The 23,629-nt window shown below is 74.8% G+C and carries 21 protein-coding genes; 7 read left to right on the top strand and 14 right to left on the bottom strand.

Features of this window, described 5'->3' with window-relative positions; all coding sequences use genetic code 11:
* Positions 1-6 precede the first annotated feature (6 nt).
* The gene (locus tag ACIBFB_RS09240; protein ID WP_397228035.1) at positions 7-1,365 is read right to left on the bottom strand and encodes a dihydrolipoyl dehydrogenase family protein; all 1,359 of its coding nucleotides are present in this window, start codon (positions 1,363-1,365) and stop codon (positions 7-9) included.
* 183 nt (positions 1,366-1,548) lie between these two features.
* Between ACIBFB_RS09240 and ACIBFB_RS09235 the strand changes: the two genes are divergently transcribed.
* Positions 1,549-2,181, top strand: coding sequence for a trimeric intracellular cation channel family protein (locus tag ACIBFB_RS09235; protein ID WP_397228033.1), 633 nt, complete (start codon positions 1,549-1,551; stop codon positions 2,179-2,181).
* Here ACIBFB_RS09235 and ACIBFB_RS09230 read toward each other — a convergent pair.
* Complete coding sequence (locus ACIBFB_RS09230) at positions 2,178-3,116, bottom strand: LysR family transcriptional regulator (protein WP_397228031.1); 939 nt, start codon at positions 3,114-3,116, stop codon at positions 2,178-2,180. The two genes, ACIBFB_RS09235 and ACIBFB_RS09230, sit on opposite strands and share 4 nt — an antisense overlap.
* Before the next feature lie 103 nt (positions 3,117-3,219).
* On the opposite strand from ACIBFB_RS09230, the gene ACIBFB_RS09225 reads away from it, so the two are divergent.
* The 4 genes from ACIBFB_RS09225 to dhaL all read left to right on the top strand — a co-directional run bounded on the left by ACIBFB_RS09225 (position 3,220) and on the right by dhaL (position 6,842).
* The gene (locus ACIBFB_RS09225) at positions 3,220-4,149 is read left to right on the top strand and encodes a threonine/serine dehydratase (RefSeq protein ID WP_397228029.1); all 930 of its coding nucleotides are present in this window, start codon (positions 3,220-3,222) and stop codon (positions 4,147-4,149) included.
* A 172-nt stretch (positions 4,150-4,321) separates the two neighbouring features.
* Positions 4,322-4,993, top strand: a complete 672-nt coding sequence (locus ACIBFB_RS09220) for a lysophospholipid acyltransferase family protein (RefSeq protein ID WP_397228027.1) — start codon at positions 4,322-4,324, stop codon at positions 4,991-4,993.
* 179 nt (positions 4,994-5,172) lie between these two features.
* Positions 5,173-6,171 (top strand): dihydroxyacetone kinase subunit DhaK, encoded by a 999-nt coding sequence (locus ACIBFB_RS09215; protein ID WP_397228025.1) that lies wholly within the window; start codon positions 5,173-5,175, stop codon positions 6,169-6,171.
* Positions 6,172-6,200: 29 nt separating this feature from the next.
* Positions 6,201-6,842 carry a dihydroxyacetone kinase subunit DhaL gene (dhaL, locus tag ACIBFB_RS09210; protein ID WP_397228023.1) on the top strand — a complete coding sequence of 214 codons (642 nt, stop codon included), beginning with the start codon at positions 6,201-6,203 and terminating at the stop codon, positions 6,840-6,842.
* On the opposite strand, the gene ACIBFB_RS09205 is transcribed toward dhaL, so the two are convergent.
* From ACIBFB_RS09205 to ACIBFB_RS09175, 7 genes are all read right to left on the bottom strand, one after another.
* Positions 6,803-8,071: an MDR family MFS transporter gene (locus ACIBFB_RS09205; RefSeq protein ID WP_397228021.1), complete on the bottom strand. Its 1,269-nt coding sequence runs from the start codon at positions 8,069-8,071 to the stop codon at positions 6,803-6,805. The genes dhaL and ACIBFB_RS09205 overlap by 40 nt on opposite strands.
* Positions 8,068-8,892: an ATP-binding cassette domain-containing protein gene (locus ACIBFB_RS09200; protein ID WP_397228019.1), complete on the bottom strand. Its 825-nt coding sequence runs from the start codon at positions 8,890-8,892 to the stop codon at positions 8,068-8,070. Before ACIBFB_RS09200 ends, ACIBFB_RS09205 begins: the two co-directional genes overlap by 4 nt.
* Positions 8,889-9,929 carry an ABC transporter ATP-binding protein gene (locus tag ACIBFB_RS09195; RefSeq protein WP_397228017.1) on the bottom strand — a complete coding sequence of 347 codons (1,041 nt, stop codon included), beginning with the start codon at positions 9,927-9,929 and terminating at the stop codon, positions 8,889-8,891. Before ACIBFB_RS09195 ends, ACIBFB_RS09200 begins: the two co-directional genes overlap by 4 nt.
* On the bottom strand, positions 9,926-11,728 hold the full coding sequence (locus ACIBFB_RS09190) for an ABC transporter permease subunit (RefSeq protein ID WP_397228015.1): 1,803 nt from the start codon (positions 11,726-11,728) through the stop codon (positions 9,926-9,928). Before ACIBFB_RS09190 ends, ACIBFB_RS09195 begins: the two co-directional genes overlap by 4 nt.
* A complete protein-coding gene (locus ACIBFB_RS09185) occupies positions 11,728-13,212 on the bottom strand; it encodes an ABC transporter substrate-binding protein (protein WP_397228013.1) in 1,485 nt (494 codons plus the stop codon). Before ACIBFB_RS09185 ends, ACIBFB_RS09190 begins: the two co-directional genes overlap by 1 nt.
* A gap of 151 nt (positions 13,213-13,363) precedes the next feature.
* Positions 13,364-13,999, bottom strand: coding sequence for a class I SAM-dependent methyltransferase (locus ACIBFB_RS09180; RefSeq protein WP_397228011.1), 636 nt, complete (start codon positions 13,997-13,999; stop codon positions 13,364-13,366).
* A gap of 184 nt (positions 14,000-14,183) precedes the next feature.
* Positions 14,184-15,671, bottom strand: coding sequence for an aminopeptidase P family protein (locus tag ACIBFB_RS09175; RefSeq protein ID WP_397228009.1), 1,488 nt, complete (start codon positions 15,669-15,671; stop codon positions 14,184-14,186).
* A 268-nt stretch (positions 15,672-15,939) separates the two neighbouring features.
* Here ACIBFB_RS09175 and ACIBFB_RS09170 point away from each other — a divergent pair, with 268 nt between their 5' ends.
* A complete protein-coding gene (locus tag ACIBFB_RS09170; protein WP_397228007.1) occupies positions 15,940-16,842 on the top strand; it encodes an intradiol ring-cleavage dioxygenase in 903 nt (300 codons plus the stop codon).
* An 18-nt stretch (positions 16,843-16,860) separates the two neighbouring features.
* Here ACIBFB_RS09170 and ACIBFB_RS09165 read toward each other — a convergent pair whose 3' ends face one another.
* From ACIBFB_RS09165 to ACIBFB_RS09150, 4 genes are all read right to left on the bottom strand, one after another.
* Positions 16,861-17,421, bottom strand: a complete 561-nt coding sequence (locus ACIBFB_RS09165) for a GNAT family N-acetyltransferase (RefSeq protein WP_397228005.1) — start codon at positions 17,419-17,421, stop codon at positions 16,861-16,863.
* 30 nt (positions 17,422-17,451) lie between these two features.
* Positions 17,452-18,375 (bottom strand): oxygenase MpaB family protein, encoded by a 924-nt coding sequence (locus tag ACIBFB_RS09160; RefSeq protein ID WP_397228003.1) that lies wholly within the window; start codon positions 18,373-18,375, stop codon positions 17,452-17,454.
* 128 nt (positions 18,376-18,503) lie between these two features.
* The gene (locus tag ACIBFB_RS09155) at positions 18,504-19,193 is read right to left on the bottom strand and encodes a response regulator (RefSeq protein ID WP_397228001.1); all 690 of its coding nucleotides are present in this window, start codon (positions 19,191-19,193) and stop codon (positions 18,504-18,506) included.
* Positions 19,160-20,551, bottom strand: a complete 1,392-nt coding sequence (locus ACIBFB_RS09150; RefSeq protein WP_397227999.1) for a sensor histidine kinase — start codon at positions 20,549-20,551, stop codon at positions 19,160-19,162. The genes ACIBFB_RS09155 and ACIBFB_RS09150 overlap by 34 nt, the downstream gene beginning before the upstream one ends.
* Positions 20,552-20,685: 134 nt before the next feature.
* Here ACIBFB_RS09150 and purB point away from each other — a divergent pair, with 134 nt between their 5' ends.
* The gene (gene purB, locus ACIBFB_RS09145) at positions 20,686-22,116 is read left to right on the top strand and encodes an adenylosuccinate lyase (RefSeq protein WP_397227997.1); all 1,431 of its coding nucleotides are present in this window, start codon (positions 20,686-20,688) and stop codon (positions 22,114-22,116) included.
* Between the two features lie 111 nt (positions 22,117-22,227).
* On the opposite strand, the gene ACIBFB_RS09140 is transcribed toward purB, so the two are convergent.
* Complete coding sequence (locus ACIBFB_RS09140) at positions 22,228-23,433, bottom strand: S8 family peptidase (protein WP_397227995.1); 1,206 nt, start codon at positions 23,431-23,433, stop codon at positions 22,228-22,230.
* Between the last annotated feature and the right edge of the window lie 196 nt (positions 23,434-23,629).

Here is a 23,629-nt window from a genome sequence, read left to right as displayed (position 1 = left end):
TGCGGGTCAGACCCCCAGCTTCTCCAAAGCGACGAGGTAGGCCTCGTTGAACGTGGGGAACTGCGGGATCGAGTCGAGCAGCACCCGGATCGGCACCCGGGTCCGGATCGCCAGGGCCGCGGTGTGGATCCACTCCGACACCAGGGGGCCGAAGGCCCACGCCCCCACCAGCACCCCGAGGTCGCGGTCGGCGACCAGGCCGAGCGTGCCCTCGGGGTCGGTGGTGTAGGTCCACGGGCGTGCCAGGGCCGCGGGCACGTCGACCTCGGCGGTGGCCACGTCGATTCCCTGGTCGCGCGCCTGTTCCTCGGTGAGGCCGACGGCGGCGATCTCGGGGTCGGAGAAGACCACGCGGGGCACGGCCGTGTAGTCGGCGATCCTGCCCAGGCCCAGGATGTTGTCGGCGACCAGGCGTCCCTGGTACTTGGCCACGTGGGTGAACATCGCCCGGCCCGTGACGTCCCCGACGCCCCACAGGCCGGGGGCGGCCCGGCACCACTCGTCCACCGGGAGCGCGGTGCCCCGCAGGGCCACACCCCAGTCCTCCAGTCCGAGTCCGTCGGCGCACGGGCGGCGCCCCGAGGCCAGGAGGACCACGTCGGTGCGCACGCGCTCGCCGTCGTCGAGGGTCGAGAGCACCCCGGAGCCGTCGCGGGCCGTCGAGACCACCTGGGTCCCCACCCGCACGTCGAGGCCGTCGCGGGCGAAGCGCCCACCGACCAGCGCGCACAGGCGCGGATCCTCGCGGTCCAGCAGGCGCGGGCCGCGCTGGACGAGGGTCACGTCGGCGCCCATCCGGTTGAGGAAGTGGCCGAGTTCCACGCCGACCGCGCCGCCGCCGATCACCAGGGCGCTCCCGGGGACGTCGGCGAGCGTGGTGGCCTCGCGGTTGGTCCAGACCTGTGCGGGGCCGAGCTCGTCCAGCCCCTCCACGGGCGGGCGCACGGCTTCGGAGCCGGTGGCCACGACCACGTGGTCGGCGGTCAGCTCGGTGTCGCCCACCGCCACCCGCCACGGGTCGCGCCCGGTGACCCTGGCCGTGCCCCGGAGCACCAGGGCGTCCCGGTCGCGGTACCCCTGGGCCTGCGCTGTGTCGTCCAGGTGGCGGATCATCGCGTCGCGGTAGTCGCGCAGCGCGGGCCAGTCGAGGCCGGGCGTGTCCAGCCCGGCCGCGCCCGCGGCCTCCTGACGGGCCTCGGGCGGGCGGAGCAGGACCTTGGAGGGGATGCAGGCGTAGTAGGCGCACTCCCCTCCGATGAGGGCGCGCTCGGCCACGGCGACGCGGCGCCCCGCGTCCAGGAGCCGGGAGGCGACCGTCTCACCCCCCGGCCCCATGCCGATGACGATCACGTCGACGTGCTCCATGTGCCTCAACTCCGCCCAGTACCAGTCGGTCCACTCGATCGTGTCGCCTGTCGGCCGGTGGCGGAAGGGGCGACACGCGCACGTATCCGGGGGTGCTCCCGCGGCCGGGGCGGGGCGCCATGGTGTACTGGCCGGTTGTCGCACCTCGTCACCCCGGAAAGGGCGCCGTCACGGCGCGGTCGTATGTCCACCCAGACCTTCCTGCTCGTCCTCGACCTGCTCGGGGTGTTCGCCTTCGCCCTCGACGGCGCCCTGACCGCGATCCGCAGGGCGCGGGTGGACATCGTGGGGGTGATGTCGCTGGGCGTGGTCACCGCGATCGGCGGCGGCATCATCCGCGACGTGCTGCTGGGGGTGACCCCGGCGACCTTCCAGGACTGGCGCTACCTGGTCACGGCGCTGATGGGGGCCACGGTCGCGTACTTCCTCAGCTGGTGGCTGCACCACCTGAACAAGCCGATCCTGCTGTTCGACGCGGCCGGGCTGAGCCTGTTCGCGGTGATCGGGGCGACCAGGGCGCTGGAGCTGGGCGTCGGCCCCCTCCAGGCGACAATCCTGGGGGCGCTGACCGCGGTGGGCGGGGGGACCATCCGCGACGTCCTGCTGACCCGGATCCCGACGGTGCTCAGCGCCGACTCGCGGCTGTACGCGATTCCGGCGGTGCTGGGCGCGGGGTTCGTGGTGGTCATGAGCGTGGCCGGGTTCGCCGCGGGGTGGGTCGCGGTCGTAGGCGCGGCGACGTGCTTCACCGTCCGCGTGCTGGCGCTGCGCTACCGGTGGAACGCCCCGCTCCCGCCCGGGGCGCCGCCGCGCTAGGCGTCGCCGTCCTCCGCGGACGGCTCGCCCCGGCCGAGGACTCCCGCGGCGGTGCGCCGCAGGGTGGCCACCATGGCCGACACCGGCTCGGAGGGGCGACGGCGGTGCACGGTGAAGATGTCCCGGGCCAGGCGGGCCCCCCGGAGCGGGCGGCTGACCCAGTCTCCCCGTCTGGCGGCCCCGAGGACGCTGCGCGGGACGAGCGCCACCCCCACACCCGCCTCGATGAGCGCCAGCGCGACCTCGTAGTCGCGGGTCTCGTAGGCCACGCCGAGTCGGACCCCGGCGGCCGTGGCGGCGGTGTCCAGGCTGACCCGGTTGGGGATGCCCGGGGCGCCGCAGATCCACTCCTCGTCGGCGAGGTCGGCCAGGGTCGGGGACCGGTGCTGGACGACGGGGTGCCCGGCCGGGGCGACGACCACGAGCGGATCCACCAGGACGCGCTCGCGGTGCAGTCCGCCGATCCGGGGCAGGGGCGCCCCCGGGTAGCGGTGGGTGACGAGCAGGTCCAGGTCGCCCGAGGTGACCAGGCCGTACCCGCCCGGCGGTTCGATGTCCGACAGTGACAGGCGCACGTGCGGGTGGGCGCGGCCGAAAGCGGCCAGCGTGTCGGGCAGCAGCACCTTGCCCGCGCTGGCGAAGGCGCCCAGGGACAGGCGGCGCGGGGGTTCGCCCGCGATGGCGCGGACGGCGGCCTCGGCGTCGCGCAGCTCGCCCATGACGCGTTCGCCGTGGTCGAGCAGGACCCGTCCGGCCTCGGTGAGGGTGGCGCCGGTGCGCCCCCGCTCCACGAGCGGGCAGCCGACCTCGCGTTCGAGCTTGGTGAGTTGTTGGGACAGGGCCGGAGGGGTGAACGAGAGCCGTTCGGCGGCGGCGGCGATCGATCCGGCGTGCGCGATCTCGACGAGGACGCGGAGCCGGTTGGCGTCGAGCACGGGCGCTCCCCCTAGGCGCAACAAAATCAGGTACAAAGTTCTGCTTAACAATCTTTAGCAGACCCAACTTTAAGTTAATGGTCAGTAGCGGCACCATGGGGCCATGAGCCCGAGTACCGCGCGTGCCGCTCGCACGCCCACGGCCACCGACGTCCGTGCCGCAGCCGAACGCATCGCTCCCTACGCCCGCCGCACTCCGGTCATGCGCGCCGAGATCGACGGGCGTCCGCTCACCCTGAAGCTCGAGTACCTGCAGCGCACCGGGGCGTTCAAGCTGCGCGGGGCCCTCAACGCCCTGCTCGGCGGGGAGCCCACCGACCGGGTGATCACCGCCTCCGGGGGCAACCACGGCCTGGGCGTGGCCACCGCGGCCTCGCTGCTGGGCATCCGGGCCACCGTGTACGTGCCCGAGACGGTTCCCGAGGCCAAGGCGGCGGCGCTGGCCACGACGGGCGCGGAGATCGTGCGGGTGGGCGAGCGGTACGCCGACGCCGCCGACGCCGCCCGGACCCGGGCCGAGGCCGAGGGGGTGCGCTACCTGCACGCCTACGACGACCCGCTGGTCGTCGCCGGGCAGGGCACGATCGGGCTGGAGATCGCCGCCGACGCCCCCGAGTGCGACTCCGTCGCCGTGGCGGTGGGCGGAGGCGGTCTGGTCGCGGGGGTGCGGTTGGGCGCGGGCGAGCGGCGCGTGGTCGCGGTGGAGCCCGAGGGCTGCCAGAGCCTGCACGCCGCACTGGCCGCCGGGCGGCCCGTCGCGGGTCCCGTGGACTCGGTCGCGGCCTCGGCGCTGGGCGCGACGATCCTGGGCCGGGTGCCGTTCGAGGTGCTGCGCGCCCACCCGGTGACTCCCGCGCTGGTCAGCGACGAGGAGATCATCCAGGCTCAGGACCGGCTGTGGGAGGAGCTCCGGATCGCGACCGAACCGGCCGCGGCGGTGCCCTTCGCCGCGTGGCTGGCGGGTCGGGTGCCGGGCGAGAACCCGTGCCTGGTGGTGTGCGGGGCCAACGCGGACTGGCGGCGCGCGGACTGAGCCCGCAAAGGTCCACAACGCCCTTCGTATGGCGTTTTCGCACGTCGTGGACGCACTGGTGACCGATCACCGGCTCCGCGGCGTGAGGCCGTTCACCTGCCCCACGCCCTTGTTACCCATGGGTCGCCCTTACATTGGGGTCACATCCGACCACCTTCGTGAGGGAGAACACGTGCTCTACGGTGCGTTGCGGCAGACCGCGGCGGTCCTCGCCCGGACCCTGTGCCGACCGACCATCGAGGGCCGGGAGAACGTCCCCGCGACGGGGGCCGTCCTGCTCGCGAGCAACCACCTGTCCTTCGTCGACAGCGTGGTGATCCCGCTGGCGGTGCGGACGCGGCGGGTCCGGTTCCTGGCCAAGAGCGACTACTTCGAGGGCACGGGGGTCAAGGGGCAGGCCACCAAGGCGCTGTTCGGGTCGCTGGGCGCAATGCCCGTGCGGCGGGGCAGCGCCCGCGACGCGATGCTCTCGCTGGAGACGATGCTCGACCGGCTGCGCGACGGCGAGGCGTGCGTGGTCTACCCCGAGGGGACGCGGTCGCGCGACGGGCGGCTCTACCGGGGCCGGACGGGCGTGGCGCACCTGGCGCTGGAGTCCAAGGCGCCGGTGGTGCCGGTGGCGGTGGCCGGGACCCAGCACGTGCAGCCGATCGGCGCCCCGGTCCCCCGCCCGCACCCGTTCACGGTGCGCTTCGGCACGCCGATGGACTTCTCCCGCGGCTACGACCACCTCTCCCCCGCCAAGGCGCGCCGGGAGATCACCGACCGGATCATGGACGCCATCCACGGCCTGTCCGGGCAGGAGCGGGCGGGCGAGTACAACTCGTTCGGCTCCGAGGAGTAGGCCGCGGGCCCGACGGGCCCGATCGCCCGGGATCCCGTCGCCATCGGCGAGCGGAGAACACCCGCAGGCCCCGCCGATCCCGACGGGCCCCTCCCCGCGCGGCTCTGGCACCTCCGGGGTCCGCCGTGGTTGGATGTGCCACGCCGGCCGGCACAGGGGCGACGCGACGGGGGCAGGGCATGCGGCGACAATTCATCAACTCTCCCGGGGACGTGGTGCCCGAGGCCCTGGCGGGCTTCGCCGCCGCGTGGCCGCACCACGTCAGCTGGAGCCCGGAGCCGAGCTACGTCGTCCGCGCCGCCCCCGCCCGGGACAAGGTCGCGGTCGTCTCCGGCGGCGGCTCCGGCCACGAACCCCTCCACGTCGGCTTCGTGGGCGAGGGCATGCTCGACGCGGCGGTGCCCGGGGCGGTCTTCGCCTCGCCCACCGCCATGCAGATCAAGGCCGCCTCGCTGGCCGCCGACGGCGGCCGGGGCGTCCTGCACGTGGTCAAGAACTACACCGGCGACGTGCTCAACTTCCGCATCGCGGGCGAACTCCTGGCCGACGAGGGCGTGCGCACCGAGTTCGTTCTGGTCGACGACGACCTGGCCACCGACACCGACGATCCCGACGCCCCGGGGCGACGCGGCACGGCCGCCGTCGTGGCGGTCGAGAAGGTGTGCGGAGCGGCGGCCGAACGCGGCGCCGACCTGGACGAACTCGCCAAACTCGGGCGCCGGGTGGCGGCGGGCAGCCGGACGCTGTCGGTGGCCCTGGCCGCCGGAGCCCACCCCGGACAGGCCGAACCCTCCTTCGAGCTGCCCGCCGACGAGATCGAGTTCGGCGTGGGCATCCACGGGGAGAGGGCCCGCGAGCGCCGCGCGTTCGGCCCCGCGAGTGCGATCGTGCCCCAGATGACCGCGCCGGTCATCGAGGCGTTGGGGCTGGCCGGGGGCGAACGGGTCATCGTGATCGTCAACGGCCTGGGCAGCACGCACGACCTGGAGCTGTACGGCGTGTTCGGCGAGGTCCGGCGGGTGCTGGGCGCGGCCGGGATCGGGGTCGCGCGCTCCCTGGTCGGCTCCTACGTCACCTCGCTGGACATGGCGGGCTGCTCGGTGACGCTGGTGCGCGCCGACGACGAGATCCTCGACCTGTGGGACGCCCCCGTGGCCACGCCCGCGCTCACCTGGTGAACCGTCCGCGACCGTAGAGGAGAACCGACATGGCCGACCAGCTCAGCCCCGCACTCGCCGACCGCTGGGTCCGCGGCTTCGCCGCCGCGGTGGAGGACGCGAACGATCGGCTGACCGAGATGGACCGCCGCAGCGGCGACGGCGACTTCGGCGTGAACATGACGACCGGCCTGCGCCGTGCCCTGGCCGCGCTGCCCGAGCGGCCGAGCACCCCGGGCGAGCCGTTCCACGTGCTCAGCGACACCTTCCTGTCCCACAGCGGCGGCACGAGCGGCCCGCTGTTCGGCATGTGGTTCCGCGACTTCGCCAAGGTGGGGGCGCAGGTGGACTTCCTGACCCTGGGCGCGGTGGCCGAGGCCAGCGCGCAGGGCTGGGCGACGATCACCCGGCTGGGGTCGGCCAAGGTCGGCGACCGCACGATGGTCGACGCCATCGCTCCCGCCACCGAGGCCCTGAAGCGGTCGGCGGAGGAGGCCGACCCCCTGGAGGCGGGTCTGCGGGCGGCGGCGGAGGCCGCCGAGCGGGGCGCGGAGGGCACGAGCCGGATCCTGGGCCGTAAGGGCCGGACGAGCTACGTGGGCGAGGCGGCCCTCGGCGTGCCCGACCCGGGGGCCGTCACGATCGGGCTCTTCTACCGGGCCGCGCTCGACGCCCTGGCGGACACGGACTGAGGCACGCAGGCCGCTCCGAGCAGGGGCACGGCGGCCAGCACGATCCACACTGCCGGGCCGCCGAGATCCAGGAGCGCACCGACGGGCACACTCCCCAGGAGCACCACCAGCCCCGACAGCGACGACATCGCGCCGGTGAACAGCCCCAGGCGGGCTCCGTCGACCAGATCGGGCACCCAGGCGCGCACGGTCGGCACGATGAGGACCTGGCCGAGGGTGAGCGCGGTGACGAGGACCGCGGAGGGCAGCAGGCCGCCGAGGGAGGCGAGCGGCGCGAGCGCGGGCACGGCGGCGAACCCGGCCGCGAGCAGCGCCAGCCCCCACCGGACGGCCGCCCGGCGGGTCAGGCGGTCGCCGACCCAGCGCAGCAGGGGCAACTGCGCGACGATGTAGAGCAGCGACGCCCACGCCAGCAGCCAGCCCAGGGCCGTCTGCGTGCCGGTCGCGCGCTCCACCTCCTGGGGCAGGGCCAGGTAGAGCTGGTTGTACGCGAGGAGGTAGCCGCTGTAGGCCAGGCACAGGAGCAGGAACCGGCGGTGGCCGAGGAGGGCGCGCACGCCCTCCCGCACGCGCGGCCGGTCGCCGTGCTCCGGAGCTCCCGGGACGCGGCGCGGCATCCATCGCAGGTGGGCGGCCAGGACCAGGGTGAACACGCCCGCGCCGACGAGGCAGGCGGTCGGGAAGCCGGTGAACAGCAGCAGCGTGCCCAGCGGCGGACCGATCAGCGTGCCCGCCTGGCCGGCGACGGAGAACAGGCCGAGCACGCGGGTGCGCGGTGTGCCGGTGGCCTGTTCGTGGCGGACCGCCTGACGGGCGGTCTCGGTCTCGACCGCCGGGGAGAACAGGGCGGCGGCGAACCCGATGAGCAGCACGGAGGCGATGACCGACGCGGTGTCGCGGGCGAACGCGAGCCAGGCGAACCCGGCCACGCGCAGCACGCAGCCGGCCAGGACGACCGGGCGCGCCCCGAACCGGTCGGTGAGCGCCCCGCCGACGACGAACATCCCCTGTTGGCTGAACGTGCGCAGTCCCAGGACCAGGCCGACCAGCCACCCGGCGAGGCCGATCGCGTCGGTGAGGTGGGCGGCCAGGTAGGGCAGGACGGCGAAGAACCCGACGTTGAACGCCAGCTGCGATCCGATGAGCAGTCGGGAGACCGGCCCGACCGCGCGCAGGTCGTCCACCACGCCGGGGGGACGCGTGCGAAGGCCCGTGGCGCGCGGGGTCACGGCGCGCTCGCGACGGGGGCGCCGGGCGCCGCCGGAGCGGGCCAGGGCACCGCGGCCAGGAGTTCGCGGGTGTAGGGGTGCTCGGGCTCGGCGCACACGCGCCGGGCCGGGCCGGTCTCCACGATCCGCCCCCGCCGCATGACGGCGACGCGGTGCGCGAGGTGGCGGACCAGGGCCAGGTCGTGGCAGATGAACAGGTAGCCGACGCCGAGCTCGTCCTGGAGGTCGGTGAGCAGGTTGAGCACCCCCGCGCGGACGGAGGAGTCCAGCGCCGAGACCGGCTCGTCCAGGACCATGAGGCGCGGCTCGCTGGCCAGCGCCCGGGCGATGCCGACCCGCTGGCACTGGCCGCCCGACAGCTCGTGCGGCAGCCGGTCGCCGTACTCGGGGTCCAGCCCCACGCGGTCCAGCAGCTCGGCCACCCGGGCGGGACCGGTCCGGCGGTCCCAGCGTCCCTGGACGCGCAGGGGTTCGGCGACGGCGTCGCGCACGCGCAGGCGGGGGCTGAGCGAGCCGTAGGGGTCCTGGAAGACCGGTTGGAGCGCCGGGCGCAGGGATCGCAGGGTCCGTTCGTCCATGCCGGTCAGCTCCCGGCCCTCGAAGCGGACCGATCCCGACTCGGGGCGGCGCAGCCCGAGCACGGCCGCGGCGGTGCTGGACTTGCCGCAACCCGACTCCCCCACCAGGGCGAGCGTCTGCCCCGCGTGCAGGTCGAAGGAGACGCCGTCGACGGCCGGCATCGGCTCGGTCCCCCGGACGCGCGCCGGGTAGCGCACGACGAGGTCGCGGACCCGCAGCAGCGGCGGTGCGGTGCCGGTCATGGCGTCCCTCCGGCGAACAGGGTGTGGGCGGGGTCGGGCAGGTCCCGCCAGCGGTGGCAGGAGACCAGGCGGCCGTCGCCCGTGGGTTCGGGCTCGGGCAGGTCGGTGCGGCAGCGGTCGGCGGCGAGGGGGCACCGCGGGGCGAAGGCGCAGCCGTCGGGCAGGTCCCGGGGCGACGGGGGCGCTCCGCCGATCGCGGGCAGGCGGCGGTCCCGGGCCTGCGCGGGAGGCACCGACGCGAGCAGACCCGCGGTGTAGGGCGCGCGCGGCGCGCCGAACACACGGCCCACGGGACCGGACTCCACGTGCCGCCCCGCGTAGAGCACCACCACCCGGTCGGTGCGGCCGGCGACGGAGGCGAGGTCGTGGGTGACCAGGACGACCGCCGTGCCGGTGGCGGCGCGCAGCTCGTCGAACAGGTCCAGCACTGTGGCCTGGGCGCGGGGGTCGAGGGCGGTGGTCGGCTCGTCGGCGAACACGACGTCGGGCTCGTTCACGGTGGCCATGGCGATGACCGCGCGTTGGCGCATGCCACCGGAGAACTCGTGCGGGTAGGCGCGGGCGCGGCGCGCGGCGTCGGGGATCCCCACCCGGTCCAGGGCCGCGACGGCCCGCTCCCAGGCCCGCGCGCGGGTCAGGCGCCGCACCGAGCGCAGCGCGTGCACGAGTTGGGCGCCCACGGTGTGCACGGGGCTGAGCACCGACAGGGCGTCCTGCGGGATGAGCGCCATCCGCTGGCCGCGCAGGGCACGCAGCGTCGACGGGGCGGCGCCGACCACCTCCCGGCCGCCGACGCGTACGCTGCCGGTGACGGTCGCGCCGTGCGGCGCCAGCCCCAGGACCGCCCGGGCGGTGAGGGACTTGCCCGCCCCCGACTCCCCGATGAGGGCGAGCGCCTCACCGGGCAGGACGTCGAAGGACAGGCCGCGCACGACGGGCACGCCCCGGCCGTGGCGGGCTCCGGCCGGGCGGGTCCGCTGTCGGGCACCGAGGGTGACGCGCAGGTCGCGCACGGAGAGCACGGGGTCGGGGTTCATCGCCGCGCTCCTCGCGGTGTGGCGGTCGGCGTCCGGCGGCCGTCGCGGGGCCGTGCCGCCGTGGGCAGGGTGGACAGGGACACCGCGAACGCGGCGAGCAGCAGGAGCATCCCCGCCGGTGCCAGGGAGGCGAGCGGCGCGCGTTCGACGTAGGGCAGGGACTCCGACAGGCTGAGTCCCCACTCGGCGGAGGGCGGTTGGGCGCCGAGCCCGAGGAAGCCCAGGGACGCGAGCGCCAGCGCGATCCCCGGCAGCCGGAGCACGGCGTGCCGGGCGACGGGGCCGACCACGGCGGGGAGCACGTGTCGGAGCAGGATCCAGCGGGGCGAGGCGCCGATGGCGCGCTGCGCGGTCAGGTAGGCGGCCGCGCGGGTCTCCTGGACCAGGGCCGCGGTGTGGGCGGCCAGCATCGGCCACGACACGAGGGTGATGGCCGCGCACGCGCCCAGGAGGCCGGGGCCGGTCACGGCGGCGACGAGGATCCCCGCGATCACCGGGGGCAGGGCGTTGGTCATCTCGACGGCGCCCGACGCGAGCGCCGGACGGAACCCCACGACCAGGGCGATCGCCAGGCCGAGCAGGCACACCAGGGCGGCGAGGCCGACGGTGGTGGCCGCGCCGTGCCCGAGCCGGGCGAGCACGTCGCGACCGACCGCGTCGGTCCCCAGCGGGTGGGCCCAGGAGGGGGCGGCGAGCCGGTCGGAGGTGCTCACGGTCAGCGGGTCGCGGGTCAGGCCCCACACGGTCACGGTGAGCAGGACCGCGCCGCACGCGGCGGGGACCGCCCGGCGCAGCGGCCCGGCGGGGAGGGTGGGCGGCGGGGCCAGGGACAGGGCCGCGTCGCGCAGGCCGGGGCCGAGCAGGCGGCGGTGGGCGGTCTGGGCGAGGAGTCCGGCCAGGATGCCGAGCAGGACCAGCGCCAGGACCGCGCCCTGGAGCAGCGGCAGGTCCTGGGAACGGGCGGCGCCCAGCGCGGTGCGGCCGATCCCGGGGACGGCGAAGACGGTCTCGACGGCCACCGCGCCACCGGTGAGTCCGACCGCGACCAGGCCGAGCTGGGGTACGAGGGCCGGGACCGCGCGGCGCAGGACAGCGCCCGCGATCCGGGCGGGTGAGCAGCCGGAGGCCGCCCACAGCGCCACCCAGCGTTCGTTGAGGACCGAGGGCAGCGCGTCGTCGACCAGGCGGCCGAGCAGTCCGCCGGCCGGAAGCCCGAGCGCCAGCGCGGGCAGGACGAGGTGCTCCGGTCCCGTCCAGCCGTACGGCGGCAGCCAACCCCGCCACACCGACAGCACCACCATCAGGACGATGGCGACGAGGAACTCCGGCAGGGCGGTCAGCGCGGCCGCGAGGGCTCCGCCGCCGGATCCGGCCGGGCGGGCGCTCCCGCGGACGCCGCGGACGAGGGACGGGGCGAACAGCGCGGCGGCCACGGCGAGCGCGACGGCCAGGGCGGCGCCCATCAGGGACAGGGACACGCCCGTGGCCGACAGCACCGACGGCAGGACGGGCGTGTCCGACACCCAGGACGTGCCCAGGTCGCCCCGGAGGACGCCGGAGAACCAGCGGGCGAGCAGGACCACCGGCCCGTCCGCCAGGCCGTACTCCTCCCGGATGGCGTCGAGCGCCTCGGGGGTGGGTTCCCGCTCGGCCGACCTGGCGCGCAGCAGGGCCAGCGCGGGGTCGCGGTCCGACAGCCACGGCAGCAGGCCGACCACGACGGTGACGGCGGCCAGCGCGGTGAGGCGGGAGGCCAGGGGGCCGAGCCAGGAGAGGCCCGGCGAGGTGGACGCCCCCATCAGCCCAGCCGGGTCCGGGGCGTGACGAGTAGGCGCTCGCGCGGGTCCTTGGCCGAGTCCACGACGTGCGCGGCGTCGCCCTGGATGACGCGCTCGTGCAGCAGCGGGAGGGCGGCGTCGGTGGCCAGGATCTCCGCCTCGGCCGCCAGGATCGCGGCGCGCCGGTCGGCGCCCGCGGCCAGCGGCTCCGCCTCGGCGAGCAGGTCGTCGACGTCGGCGTCGCACAGCCGCGCGATGTTGTACGAGCCCTCGCAGGAGAAGTCGCTGGCCATGTAGGCGAGCGGGTCGCCGGAGTCCAGGACGGTCGCGCGGGAGAGGACGAACGCGTCGAACTCCCCGGCCAGCATGTCCTGTTCGATGTTGGCGTACTCGCGGACGACCTGTTCCACCTCGAAGCCGGCGTCCTCCAGCTGCTGTGCGAGGACGGTGACGATCTCGGGCTGCTCGGGCCGGTCGCTGTAGGTGGCCAGCGTGATCGAGGCGCCGCCGGGGTCGGTCGCCTCGGTGAACCCGGTGCGCTCGGGCCGGTCGGCCGACCACGGGATGGCCGGGCCGAGCAGGCCCTCGGCGACGTCGGCGCGGCCCTCGTAGACGCCCTCCACGAGTGCCTGGCGGTCGATGGCCTCGCGTACGGCGGCGCGCACCCCGGGGTCGGTGAACGGGCCGTTCCCGGTGTTGAGGTGGAGGGTGTTGGTGCGGGGCATCGGCACCTCGGTCAGCAGTTCCTGGTCCAGCAGGGCGGCCTGGGAGACGGGCACCGCCTCGACCACGTCGGCCTCGCCGGTGCGCAGGGCGGCGGCGCGCGCGGTGCCGTCGGGCACGAAGGTGACGTCGATGCCGGAGAGCTCGGCGGGGTCTCCCCAGTAGTCGTCGAACCGCTCCAGGCGGGCCGAGGTGGTGCCGTTGACCTCGACCAGTTCGAACGGGCCGGTGCCGGTGCCGACGGGGCTGACCGTGTCGCCGTCGTAGGCGCTCTCGGCGAGGATCGACAGCTGCGGGGAGGACAGCCGGTGCGGGACGAGGGGGTCCTCGTCGGCGGTGGCGACGGTGAGGGTGTCGCCCTCGGCCGTGACGGTCAGTTCGACGCCGTCGAGGATGCGGGGCTGGGGTGCGGCCTGGGCGGCGTACTCCAGGGCGTGCGCGGCGGCGTCGGCGGTCAGGTCGGTGCCGTCGTGGAAGAGCACGCCGTCGCGGACGGTGAACTCCCAGGTGGTGTCGTCGACCTGCGTCCAGTCGGTGGCCAGCGCGGGCTGGGGGTCCCCGTCCTCGTCGAGGACGACGAGGGTCTCGGCGGTGCTCCAGCGGGAGAGCTTGAACGCGTCGTCGCTGAGCGGTGACAGCGCCGACCGGGGCGGCTGGAGCATCGCGACCGAGACGCGGTCGTCGGTCGCGGCGGTCGGCTCGCCGGACGGGAAGCAGCCGGTGAGGGTGAGGGCGGTGGCGAGGACCAGGCAGGCGCCGGTCAGGGGTCTGCTGACGTGCACGGGAGACTTCTTCCAGGGGACGTGCGGGAGGGGGCGCGCTCCGGCGCGCGGCGCGGAGCGACGACCGACAGCATATGACAACCGTTTTCATTGCCACGACACATCGCCTCAGATCAGGACACACGTCACACCGGCTCGTGGTCCGCACGGGTCAGGATCGGGTCGCCTCGCCACGGACGTGGAAGGAGTGCGGCGTGCGGGCGTGGGGGAACAGGAAGTTCTCCAGCGCGGTCACGGTGAACCCGGCGCGCTCGATCGCGGTCAGCGTGTCCCGGGCGCAGTGGCAGCCGCCGAGCAGGCGCGGACCGACGGTCGCGTCGATCCACCTCTGGGTGCGGCACATCCGGGCGGTGTCGGCGCGCACGTGTTCGAGGAAGCGCAACCGGCCGCCGGGGACCAGGACCCGGCGGATCTCCGCGAGAGCGGTGCCCTGGTCGGCCACCGAGCACAGGACGAGCGCCACCACGACGGCGTCGAACCGGCCCGCCTGGAACGGGAGGCGTTCGGCACGGCCCTCGAGGACGGTGATCGGCACGGGCGCGGTCGCGATCCGGCCCTGGGCGGTGCGGCGCAGGTGGGGTTCGGGCTCCACGGCGGTGAGGTGGTCGACGGTGCGCGGATAGTGGGGGAAGTTGGGCCCGTGGCCCGCCCCGACCTCCAGGACCCGGCCGCTGAGCCCGGCCAGGAGCGCGCGGCGGTGTCCGACCAGTCCGGCGTCGTCCATCGCCCCCGCCACCCAGGTGTAGAAGCGGGCGAAGAGCGGATGCCGGATCCGGTCGTCCCTCATGTTCCTCACAAGAACACAGGATGCTCGGGAATGCCACACGTCATCGCGATCCGGCAGCAGCCGCTCGGCCGTGGCCAGGTCCTCCTGGGCGGCGGGGATCCGCCCCCACTGGCGGAGACCGGTCCCCCACGCGCGGGGGAGGCACCCGAACGGGCGCCTCCCCCGGCTGTCGCGCGCTGGGACCTCAGGCGCGCGGCATGCGGTCGGCCAGCCACGCCTCGACGTCGGCGGCGGTGCGCGGCAGCCCCGCCGACATGACGCGGCGACCGTCCTCGGTGACCAGGACGTCGTCCTCGATCCGCACGCCGATGCCCCGGTACTCCTCCGGCACGGTGAGGTCGTCGGGCTGGAAGTACAGGCCCGGCTCGACGGTGAGCACCATGCCCGGCTTCAGCTCGCCGTACAGGTGGACCTCCTGGCGGGAGACCGCGCAGTCGTGCACGTCCAGGCCGAGCATGTGGCCCGTCCCGTGCAGGGTGTACCGGCGCTGCAGGCCCTGCTCCAGGACCCGGTCGACCGGGCCCTCCAGCAGGCCCCACGCGATCAGGCCCTCGGCCAGTACGCGCTGGGCGGCCCGGTGGAAGTCGGTGAACGGCCGCCCCGGCGCCACGGCGGCGATCCCGGCCTCCTGGGCGGCGTACACGAGGTCGTACACCTCGCGCTGGAGGTCGGTGAAGGCGCCCGAGACCGGCAGGGTGCGGGTGACGTCGGCCGTGTACAGCGTGGTGGTCTCCACGCCCGCGTCCAGCAGCAGCAGGTCGCCGTCGCGCACCGGACCGTCGTTGCGGGTCCAGTGCAGGGTGGTGGCGTTGGCACCGGAGGCGGCGATGGTGCCGTAGCCGACGTCGTTGCCCTCCACCCGGGCGCGCAGGAAGAACGTGCCCTCGATGAAGCGCTCGGAGGTGTCCTTGGCGTGCGGCAGGGCGGCGACCACGTCGTTGAAGCCGCGCACGGTGGCGTCCACGGCCAGCTGCAGCTGGTCGATCTCCCACCGGTCCTTGACCAGGCGGTGGTCGGCCAGGGCGACGCCCAGGTCCTCGTCGAGCTCGGCGGACTTGGCGCGGGCCTCGTCGTCGGCGTCGGCGCGCAGCCCGTCCACGATCGCGTCCAGCTCGGCGTCGTGGCCGCGCACGATGCGCGTGGTGACGTCGCCGGAGCGCAGGGCATCGGGCAGCGTGCGCACGTCGGCGGTGGCCACGCCCAGCAGGTCCGCGGCCTCGTCCAGGCTGTTGCGGCGGCCGGTCCACAGTTCACCGTAGTGGCCGAGCCAGAACTCGCCGTTGTCGCGGTCGGAGCGCGGCTTGAGGTAGAGGACACCGTCGTGGCCGCCGTCCGCGCGCGGGGTCAGCACCAGGCAGCCGCCGTCGGAGGTGTCGCCGGTCAGGTAGGCGTAGTCGGTGGCGGCCCGGAAGGGGTACTCGGTGTCGTTGGACCGGGTCAGCAGCTGTCCGGCGGGGACGACGAGGCGGTCGCCGGGGAAGGCGGCGCTGATCGCGGCGCGACGGCGGGCGGTGTGCTCGGCCTGCTCGACGGGCTCCAGGTCGCGGCGCTCCGTGTCGGCCCACCCCGTGCGCATCCACGCGGCGAGCTCGTCGGAGACCGACTGCGCCTGGCCGTTCTTGCGTGGCGTGAACACGAAGCCGTCCTGCTCGGGGCGCTGCTGGTCGCTCACGTCGTGGCTCTCCTCGTCGGTCGCGGGGTGGTCGGCCGCCCGCGGCGGCCCGTGTGACCCATCGTACGGCGGGGCCGACCTCCTGACCGCTCCACGGACATAGCGACGCCCATAACGTCGGACCGGGGTGGTGGACGGGCCCGTGCGTGCGCGTATCGCCTGTCCCAGAAGGTTCACAGGCCACTCACACACTTCTCCCAGGCATAGCACGTAACGTTCGCGTCACGCGGCCGCTCACCGGGAGCGACCGCGCGACGAGGGGGAACGCGTGGAGACGACACCCGCGATGGGACGCCGGCAGGCGATCGCGCTCGGCGGAGGCGCCGCCCTGGCGACCACCGCGATGGCCGGATGCGCGACGACGGGGGACGGCGGGGGCGGCGGCACGACGGCCGCGTCCTCCTCCCCCACGACCGGCGAGCAGGTGTGCGTGCTGAGCCCCGAAGTGACCGAGGGGCCCTACTACCTGGACGGACAACTGGTCCGGGAGGACATCACCGAGGGCAAGCAGGGCTTCCCGCTGGAGCTCGCCGTCACCGTGGTCGACTACGCCGACGGCTGCGCCCCGCTGGCCGGGGAGAACGTCGCCGTCGAGATCTGGCACTGCGACGCGTGGGGCTACTACTCCGGCTACACCGAGGCCAGCCCCGGAGGCCAGGTGCCGGCGGAGGACGGCGAGGGGGACGAGGACTCCTTCCTGCGCGGGGTCCAGCCGGTGGACGGGGAGGGCACGGCACGCTTCCGCACCATCGTTCCCGGGTGGTACAGCCCGCGCGTCACCCACATCCACCTCAAGGTGCACACCGAGGGCGAGGTGGACACCACCTACGAGGGCGGCACCACCGTGCACACCGGCCAGCTGCTGTTCTCCGACGCGTTCTGCGCCGAGGTCGCCGAGCGCGAACCCTACTCCGAGCACGTCCTGGAGCTGACAGCGATCGAGGAGGACCAGGTGTACCGGGAGGCGCAGTCGGCCGAGGGCGACCCCGACAGCATGGTGGTGACCCCGGCCCCGGTGACCGAGGGCACGCCGGAGGACGGGTACACGCTCGCGGTGGTCGTGGGGGTCACACCCGAGGAGTCCGCCAGCGGCGGCGGAGGCGGCATGGCCGGCGGCGGCGGTCCCGGAGATGGCGCCCCCGAGGGCGCCACGCCGCCGGAGCAGCCCTGACCGGCACGGTGCGGGCGCTCAGCGGCCCAGGTCCCGGGTGAAGCCGATGGCCGACTCGTAGGGCCACTCCGTCACCTCGTGCCGCTCCAGACGCCGGTAGCCGAGCCGGTCGTACAGGGCGATCGCCTCGGGCTGGGAGGGGCCGGTGAACAGCCGGACCCGGGTGTAGCCGAGGTCGCGCGCGGCCCCTTCCAACGCGGCCATGATCCGGCGCGCCAGGCCGCGGCGACGGTGCCGGTGCGAGGTCCAGACCCGTTTGAACTCGGCGGTGTCCGGCACGGCCGTGGGGCCGTCCTCGTAGGGGCGCAGCGCTCCCCCGGCGACGACCTCGCCGTCGAGTTCGGCCAGGACCACCCGACCGCGCGGCGCGGCGAACTCCGTGACCGGGTAGCGCGCCAGCTCCTCGGCGGCGCCCCGCGCGCCGTACCGCTCGGTGTACTCCCGCAGGAGCCCCGCCAGCAGCCCGTCCATGCGGGGGTCGTCGTGGCGGACCCGCGTGATCCGGATCGACCCGCCGGGTCCGGCCTCCGTCGCCGCGGCGGCTCCCGTCCCGGCACCCGTGCCGTGCGCCTGTGCCACCCTCGTCCTCCTCGCGTGCCTGGGCGCCGGTCAGGCCGGGGCACGGGGCTCCGGAACCGGCGGTGACGTGAAGAGGGTACGGGCTCGCAGCGACCGGAAACCGTTCTCGACCCGGTACCCGGCGGCCAGGAGGCGTTGGCGCGCCGCGTCGGCGCTGCGCACGGTCGCCTCGTCGAAGACGAGGTTGTAGTAGCGCTCGGGGACGCGGTTCAGCCCCGAGCGCAGGGCGCGCAGCGCGGCGGTGGCCGCCGTGTCCGCCCCGGGCGCCTCGGGCAGGACGCCGTAGGCGCGTCGGGCCCACGCGGGCAGGGTGGCGTAGGCGAGGGCGCCCACGGGGAACCACAGCGGCCGGAGCGGGGCGAGCCAGGACAGGCGGTCCGGGACGGTGGGCCAGAGCAGGAACCGCACCGCCTGGCGCGCCTCGGGGGTGACGCGCAGCTCGGGCCGGACCGAGGCCAGGTAGCGGCGCATCTGGGCGAGGTCGCGGGGCACGTCGTCGGGGTCCAGGCCGACGTAGACGGCCGCGCGCGACCGCTCCTCGACGTAGCGGTCCATCTCCCGCGCGGTCAGCGCGAGGCCGGCGCGGTGGGTCGTCTCCAGGTAGGAGGAGACCTCGGCGCAGTGCACCCACACGAGCAGGTCGTGCTCGTCGACGCGGTGGCCGCGGCCGGTGGCGGGGTCGGTGAAGCGCAGGGCGCGGTGCACCCGGCGGATGCGCGTGCCCAGTTCCTCGGCCTCGTCGGGGCTGCCGTAGGTGGTGACCGCCACGAAGTGCGCCGTGCGCAGCAGCCGTCCGGTGGGGTCGGAGCGAAAGTCCGAACGCTGCCACACGCCCTGCATCGCCACCGGGTGCAGCGCCTGGAGCATGAGCGCGCGCACTCCCGCCACCCACATCGCGCGGTCCAGGTGGATCTTCCAGGTCACGCTCTCCGGGGCGGCGACGGTCGGCTGCATCCGGTCTCCTCACGGGGCTCGCGGACTCCGCATCCACGATACGACCGGATTCGCCGGCCTTCTGGCCGGGTGCCCGAAGTACCCGTTGCGGCTGGTCGTCCCAGGACCGGGCCCGACCGCGGCGGCCCTCACCCGCCGCGCCCCCGCAGGTGGGCCAGGACCGCGCGGACGCGGCGGTGCACCCCCTCGTCCGGGGGCAGGTCGAGCTTGGCGAGGATGTTGCCGACGTGCTTGCCGACCGCCGCGTCGCTCACGGTCAACTGGCGGGCGATCGCGCCGTTGGAGTGCCCCTCGGCCATCAGGCCCAGCACCTCCCGTTCCCGCGGTGTGAGCCGCTCCAGCGGATCGGCGCTGCGGCGGAGCAGTTGGCGGACCACCTCGGGGTCCACGACGGTGCCCCCGGCCACGACCTGGCGCAGCACCGCGGCGAACTCCCGCACGTCGCCGACCCTCTGCTTGAGGAGGTAGCCCACCCCCCGGCCGTCCCCCGAGTCCAACAGGTCGGACGCGTAGCTCAGCTCGACGTACTGGCTCAGCGCCACGACGGGCAGCCCGGGGTCGCTGCGGCGCAGGCGCACGGCGGCGCGCAACCCCTCGTCGGTCAGGTCCGGCGGCATGCGGATGTCGGTGACCACGAGGCCGGGCCGGTGCTCGGCGACCGCCCCGACCAGCGCGTCCCCGTCGCCCACCGCGGCGACGACGGGGAACCCGAACCGTTCCAGGACCGCCGCCAGCCCCTCCCGGAGCAGCACACCGTCCTCGGCCAGGACGGTGGGCACGGTGGTCACAGCCCCGGCGTCGGCGGGATCGGGCCGCACGGCAGCTCCACTCTGATACGCGTCGGTCCCCCGGCGGGGCTGGACAGGTCCATGATGCCGCCCATGACCGCGACCCGGTCCCGCAGGCCGGTGAGGCCGCTGCCCCCGGCCGGGTCGGCGCCGCCCGCGCCGTCGTCGGTCACCTCGACGACCAGCGCGCCCGGCCCCGGGCCGTCGTCGGGCACCATGAGCGCGCGGACGGTGACGGCGGACGCCCGGGCGTGCTTGTGGACGTTGGTGAGCGCCTCGGCGACGACGAAGTAGGCGGTGCCCTCCACGTGCGCGGGCAGCCGGCCGGGGATCTCGGTGTCCACGCGGGTCGGGACGCGGGCGTGGTCGGCGAGTTCGGCCAGCGCGGCGGGCAGTCCGCGGTCGGTGAGCACCCGGGGGTGGATGCCGCGCACGAGTCCGCGCAGCTCGTCGATGAGGTCGTTGGCCGTGGTCTGGGCGGCGGCGACCCGTTGGTCGGCCTCGGAGGACTCGTCCAGGTCGAGCCGGGCCAGGCCGAGGTCCATCGACAGGGCGACGAGCCGCTGCTGGGCGCCGTCGTGCAGGTCGCGTTCGATGCGCCGGCGTTCGTACTCGAAGGCGTTGACCAGGCGGGCCCGGGACTCGGTGACCTCGGTGAGTTCGGCGCGCAGCTCCTCCCGGGGCGGCCCGACCAGCAGGGCGCGCGCGATGACCGCGTGCCCCTGGGCGAGTATGCCGGAGGTGTAGAGCAGCAGGACCAGGAGCACCGGGCTGACGACGGCCAGGGGGATCGCCTGTTCCGGTGTGGTGATCGTGTAGGCGCCCAGGGCGATGGCCGAGTCGGGTTCCGTGTGGAGCAGGAACGGGGCGAGCGCCATCACCGCGCCCGTGCTGGCGAGCGTGCTCAGGACCGCGAGGACCAGGCAGCTCACCGGCAGCAGCAGGAACATGTAGGCGACCTCGCGCCAGGTCGCGCCCTCGGTGTACCGCGTCCGGATCCATCCCCACAGGCCCGGCGGCGGCGGACGGTGGCCGCCGTTGAACGGCCCGGCGGAGACGAGCCCGAGGCGGCGGCGCTCCAAGGCGCCCAGGGGAAGGGCGACCCACGGGGAGAAGGCCGCGATCATCACCAGCCCCACGGCGAACCCGGCGAGGGAGAGCTCACCGATCCGCGCCGTGTCCCAGGGGCGGGTGGCCACCGTGCCCAGGACCAGGACCCAGGGCAGGTACAGGGGGAAGGCGGCCACGGCGACGGCGGCGCCCACGAGCACGGTGGTCGCCGAGTGGGCCAGGGCCCGCCAGGGCCACACGGTGAGGAGGAAGCGCGGGCGGGCCATGGCCTGGGCGAGGGACCCCGGACGCCGCGACGCGGTGTCGATCGTTGTCATGCCCCCAACGTTAGGAGTCGGGCATCGGGGCGGGAATCGGTCCCGCCACCGTCTGCGCGGTAGGCCCAGCCCTACCTCCCGCGCCCCTGGTCCCGGCGCGGCCGTCCCAGCTCAGGACGGTAGGGTGGGACGACGTGAGCGCGAAACCTCTGATCCCCGATGTCCTGGCTGCCCGGTACGCGTCCGCGGAGCTGGCCCGGCTGTGGTCCCCCGAGTACAAGGTGGTCGCCGAACGGCGGCTGTGGCTGGCGGTCCTGCGCGCGCAGGCGCGCCTGGGCGTCGACGTGCCCGACGGCGTCGTGGCCGACTACGAGAAGGTCCTCGACCAGGTCGACCTGGCCTCCATCGCCGAACGCGAGCGGGTCACCCGCCACGACGTCAAGGCCCGGATCGAGGAGTTCAACGCCCTGGCGGGCCACGAACACGTCCACAAGGGCATGACCTCGCGCGACCTGACCGAGAACGTCGAGCAGCTCCAGATCCGCGACAGCCTGCTGCTGGTGCGCGACCGGGTGGTGGCGCTGCTGGCGCGGCTGGCCGACCTGTCGGCCCGGTACGGCGACACCGTGATGGCGGGCCGGTCGCACAACGTCGCAGCGCAGGCCACCACGCTCGGCAAGCGCTTCGCGTCGGTCACCGACGAGGTGCTGGTCGCCCACGGCCGGCTGGAGGAGCTGATCGCCCGCTACCCGCTGCGCGGGATCAAGGGCCCGGTCGGCACCGCCCAGGACATGCTGGACCTGCTCGGCGGGGACCGCGCGGCGCTGGCGTCGCTGGAGGACGGGGTCGCCGCCCACCTGGGCTTCGAGCACCGCCTGACCAGCGTCGGCCAGGTCTACCCGCGCTCGCTGGACTTCGAGGTGCTGACCGCGCTGGTGCAGCTGGCCGCGGGTCCGTCGTCGCTGGCCAAGACGGTGCGGCTGATGGCCGGGCACGAGCTGGTGACCGAGGGGTTCGCGGAGGGCCAGGTCGGCTCCTCGGCGATGCCGCACAAGATGAACACGCGCTCGTGCGAGCGGGTCAACGGGCTGGCCGTGATCCTGCGCGGGTACGCGTCCATGGCCGGTGAGTTGGCGGGCGACCAGTGGAACGAGGGCGACGTGTCGTGCTCGGTCGTGCGCCGCGTGGCGCTGCCGGACGCGTTCTTCGCCTTCGACGGGCTGGTCGAGACCATGCTGACCGTGCTCGACGAGTTCGGCGCCTTCCCCGCGGTGATCTCCGCCGAACTGGACCGCTACCTTCCGTTCCTGGCCACGACCAAGATGCTGATGGCCGCCGTGCGCGCGGGCGTGGGGCGCGAGACAGCGCACGAGCTGATCAAGGAGCACGCGGTCGCCTCCGCCCTGGCGATGCGCCAGGAGGGGTCGGGCAACCGCCTGCTGGACCGGCTGGCCGAGGACGGGCGGTTCCCGCTGGACCGGGCGGAGCTGGACGCGCTGCTGGACGACCGGATCACGTTCACCGGCGCGGCGGCCGACCAGGTGGCGGCGATCGTGGAGCGCGTCGCCCGGATCACGGAGGAGCACCCCGCGGCGGCCGCCTACACGCCCGGGGCCATCCTCTAGCGCGTTCCGGAGAGGACGGTCCGACAGGCGGCACCACCGGGGTGATGGGTGGTGCCGCCCTCTTCGGACCACTGGCGTCGCGTCCCTCGTCCAGCGGTCTCGCGCAGCGGGTCACGGAGCGCGGACGATGCCCACCCCGCGGTCGGCGGCGGCCACGCCGGAGTCGATCGCCTTGGCGTCCGCGTTGGCGAGCAGGCGGGAGGTCACGGTCGCGGCCGCGTGCGGGGACGAGTCGGCCAGCACGCGCTCCCACCACAGGGCCGCCACCCCGGCCACGTGCGGGCAGGCCATGCTGGTGCCGTTGAACGCGACCAGCCCGCCGCCCGCGCGAGCCGAGAGCACACCCACGCCTGGCGCGCTGATCTGCGGGAACGTGTTGGAGAACGGGGCGATGGTCAGCCCCGAGTCCCCTTCGCCGAGCGCACCGACCGACACCACGCCCTCGGCGGCGGCCGGCAGGGAGACCGCGATCTCGTAGTCGGGGTGCACGTCGCGACGGCTCTCGTTGCCCGCCGCCGCCACGACCACGGTCCCCGAGCCGAACGCCGCGCGTGCCCGCAGCAGGTCGAGCAGCGAGTCGAAGATCCGCAGGTTGGCGCGGTAGGCCTCCAGGGCCGAGGAGGTGGCCAGGTCGGCGGGCCACCCCTCGTCGACGAGGCTGGAGACCAGTCCGGGGAAGTCGTAGCCGAGCGACATGGACACCACGTGCGCGCCCTGGTCGGCGGCCCACTGGATGCCCTTGAGCAGCATGTCGGAGTCGCCCCGGCCCTGGTCGTCGAGGACCTTGCCGATGAGGCCGCGTTCGACGCCCCGGGCCACGCCGATGCGGGTGCCGTCGACGTCGCGGCCGAAGACGGTGCCCGCCACGTGGGTTCCGTGGCCCTGGCGGTCGCCGTCCCCGGAACCCGTGAAGTCGTTCTGGACGAGGTCGACGCCGGCGAAGGCCGGGTGCTCGGCGTCGATGCCGGTGTCCAGGACGGCCACCGTCACCCCGGCGCCGGTCGCCGAGGAGGTGTCGGCGCCCACGGCGGCCACGCCCCAGGTGTGGGTGTGGTTGACGGTGGTGCCGGTTTCGGCGTCGTGGGGGGCGGGTTCGATGAGGAGGGTGGGCATGACGGGGGCGACGGCGCGCACCCGTGGATCACGCACGGCGTCGTCGAGCTCGCGCTTGTTCATCTCCAGGACCTCGACGACGGGCTCACCGACGGCCTCGATGGTCGCGGCGAGCGACGAGGGACGCCTGAGGCCGCCGAGGTCGAAGGGGCCGGTGGTCGAGGGGCTTCCTGTGTCACGCAGGACCGTGCACTTCTGTCGCATCGAGTTCTCCCAACCTTCGGACGACGTGACCCGAATCAGTCTTCAGGCCTGCCCCACCGGAGTACACCCGTGACACGCGGTGACGCCAGTGCCTTTCGGGGTACAGATCCCTCCCGCCCGTATGAGCCAGTTCACTCCCGCTAACAGTGGGCGCGGAAGTTAACGGGTATTACGATTCTGGTGTCAGCACCCGACC

This window comes from Nocardiopsis sp. NPDC050513 (assembly GCF_044457925.1).
GTDB lineage: Bacteria > Actinomycetota > Actinomycetes > Streptosporangiales > Streptosporangiaceae > Nocardiopsis.
The sequence above is the reverse complement of the archived record's forward strand: the minus strand, read 5'-3'. Positions and strand labels throughout refer to the sequence as shown.

Excerpts from the sequence above, each read along its gene's own strand:
- ACIBFB_RS09140 (WP_397227995.1), bottom strand. The coding sequence starts at position 23,433 with ATGCGACAGAAGTGCACGGTCCTGCGTGACACAGGAAGCCCCTCGACC.
- ACIBFB_RS09195 (WP_397228017.1), bottom strand. The coding sequence starts at position 9,929 with ATGAACCCCGACCCCGTGCTCTCCGTGCGCGACCTGCGCGTCACCCTC.
- ACIBFB_RS09150 (WP_397227999.1), bottom strand. The coding sequence starts at position 20,551 with ATGACAACGATCGACACCGCGTCGCGGCGTCCGGGGTCCCTCGCCCAG.
- ACIBFB_RS09180 (WP_397228011.1), bottom strand. The coding sequence starts at position 13,999 with ATGAGGGACGACCGGATCCGGCATCCGCTCTTCGCCCGCTTCTACACC.
- dhaL (WP_397228023.1), top strand. The coding sequence starts at position 6,201 with ATGGCCGACCAGCTCAGCCCCGCACTCGCCGACCGCTGGGTCCGCGGC.
- ACIBFB_RS09160 (WP_397228003.1), bottom strand. The coding sequence starts at position 18,375 with ATGCAGCCGACCGTCGCCGCCCCGGAGAGCGTGACCTGGAAGATCCAC.
- ACIBFB_RS09235 (WP_397228033.1), top strand. The coding sequence starts at position 1,549 with ATGTCCACCCAGACCTTCCTGCTCGTCCTCGACCTGCTCGGGGTGTTC.
- ACIBFB_RS09190 (WP_397228015.1), bottom strand. The coding sequence starts at position 11,728 with ATGGGGGCGTCCACCTCGCCGGGCCTCTCCTGGCTCGGCCCCCTGGCC.
- ACIBFB_RS09215 (WP_397228025.1), top strand. The coding sequence starts at position 5,173 with ATGCGGCGACAATTCATCAACTCTCCCGGGGACGTGGTGCCCGAGGCC.
- ACIBFB_RS09200 (WP_397228019.1), bottom strand. The coding sequence starts at position 8,892 with ATGACCGGCACCGCACCGCCGCTGCTGCGGGTCCGCGACCTCGTCGTG.
- ACIBFB_RS09240 (WP_397228035.1), bottom strand. The coding sequence starts at position 1,365 with ATGGAGCACGTCGACGTGATCGTCATCGGCATGGGGCCGGGGGGTGAG.
- ACIBFB_RS09225 (WP_397228029.1), top strand. The coding sequence starts at position 3,220 with ATGAGCCCGAGTACCGCGCGTGCCGCTCGCACGCCCACGGCCACCGAC.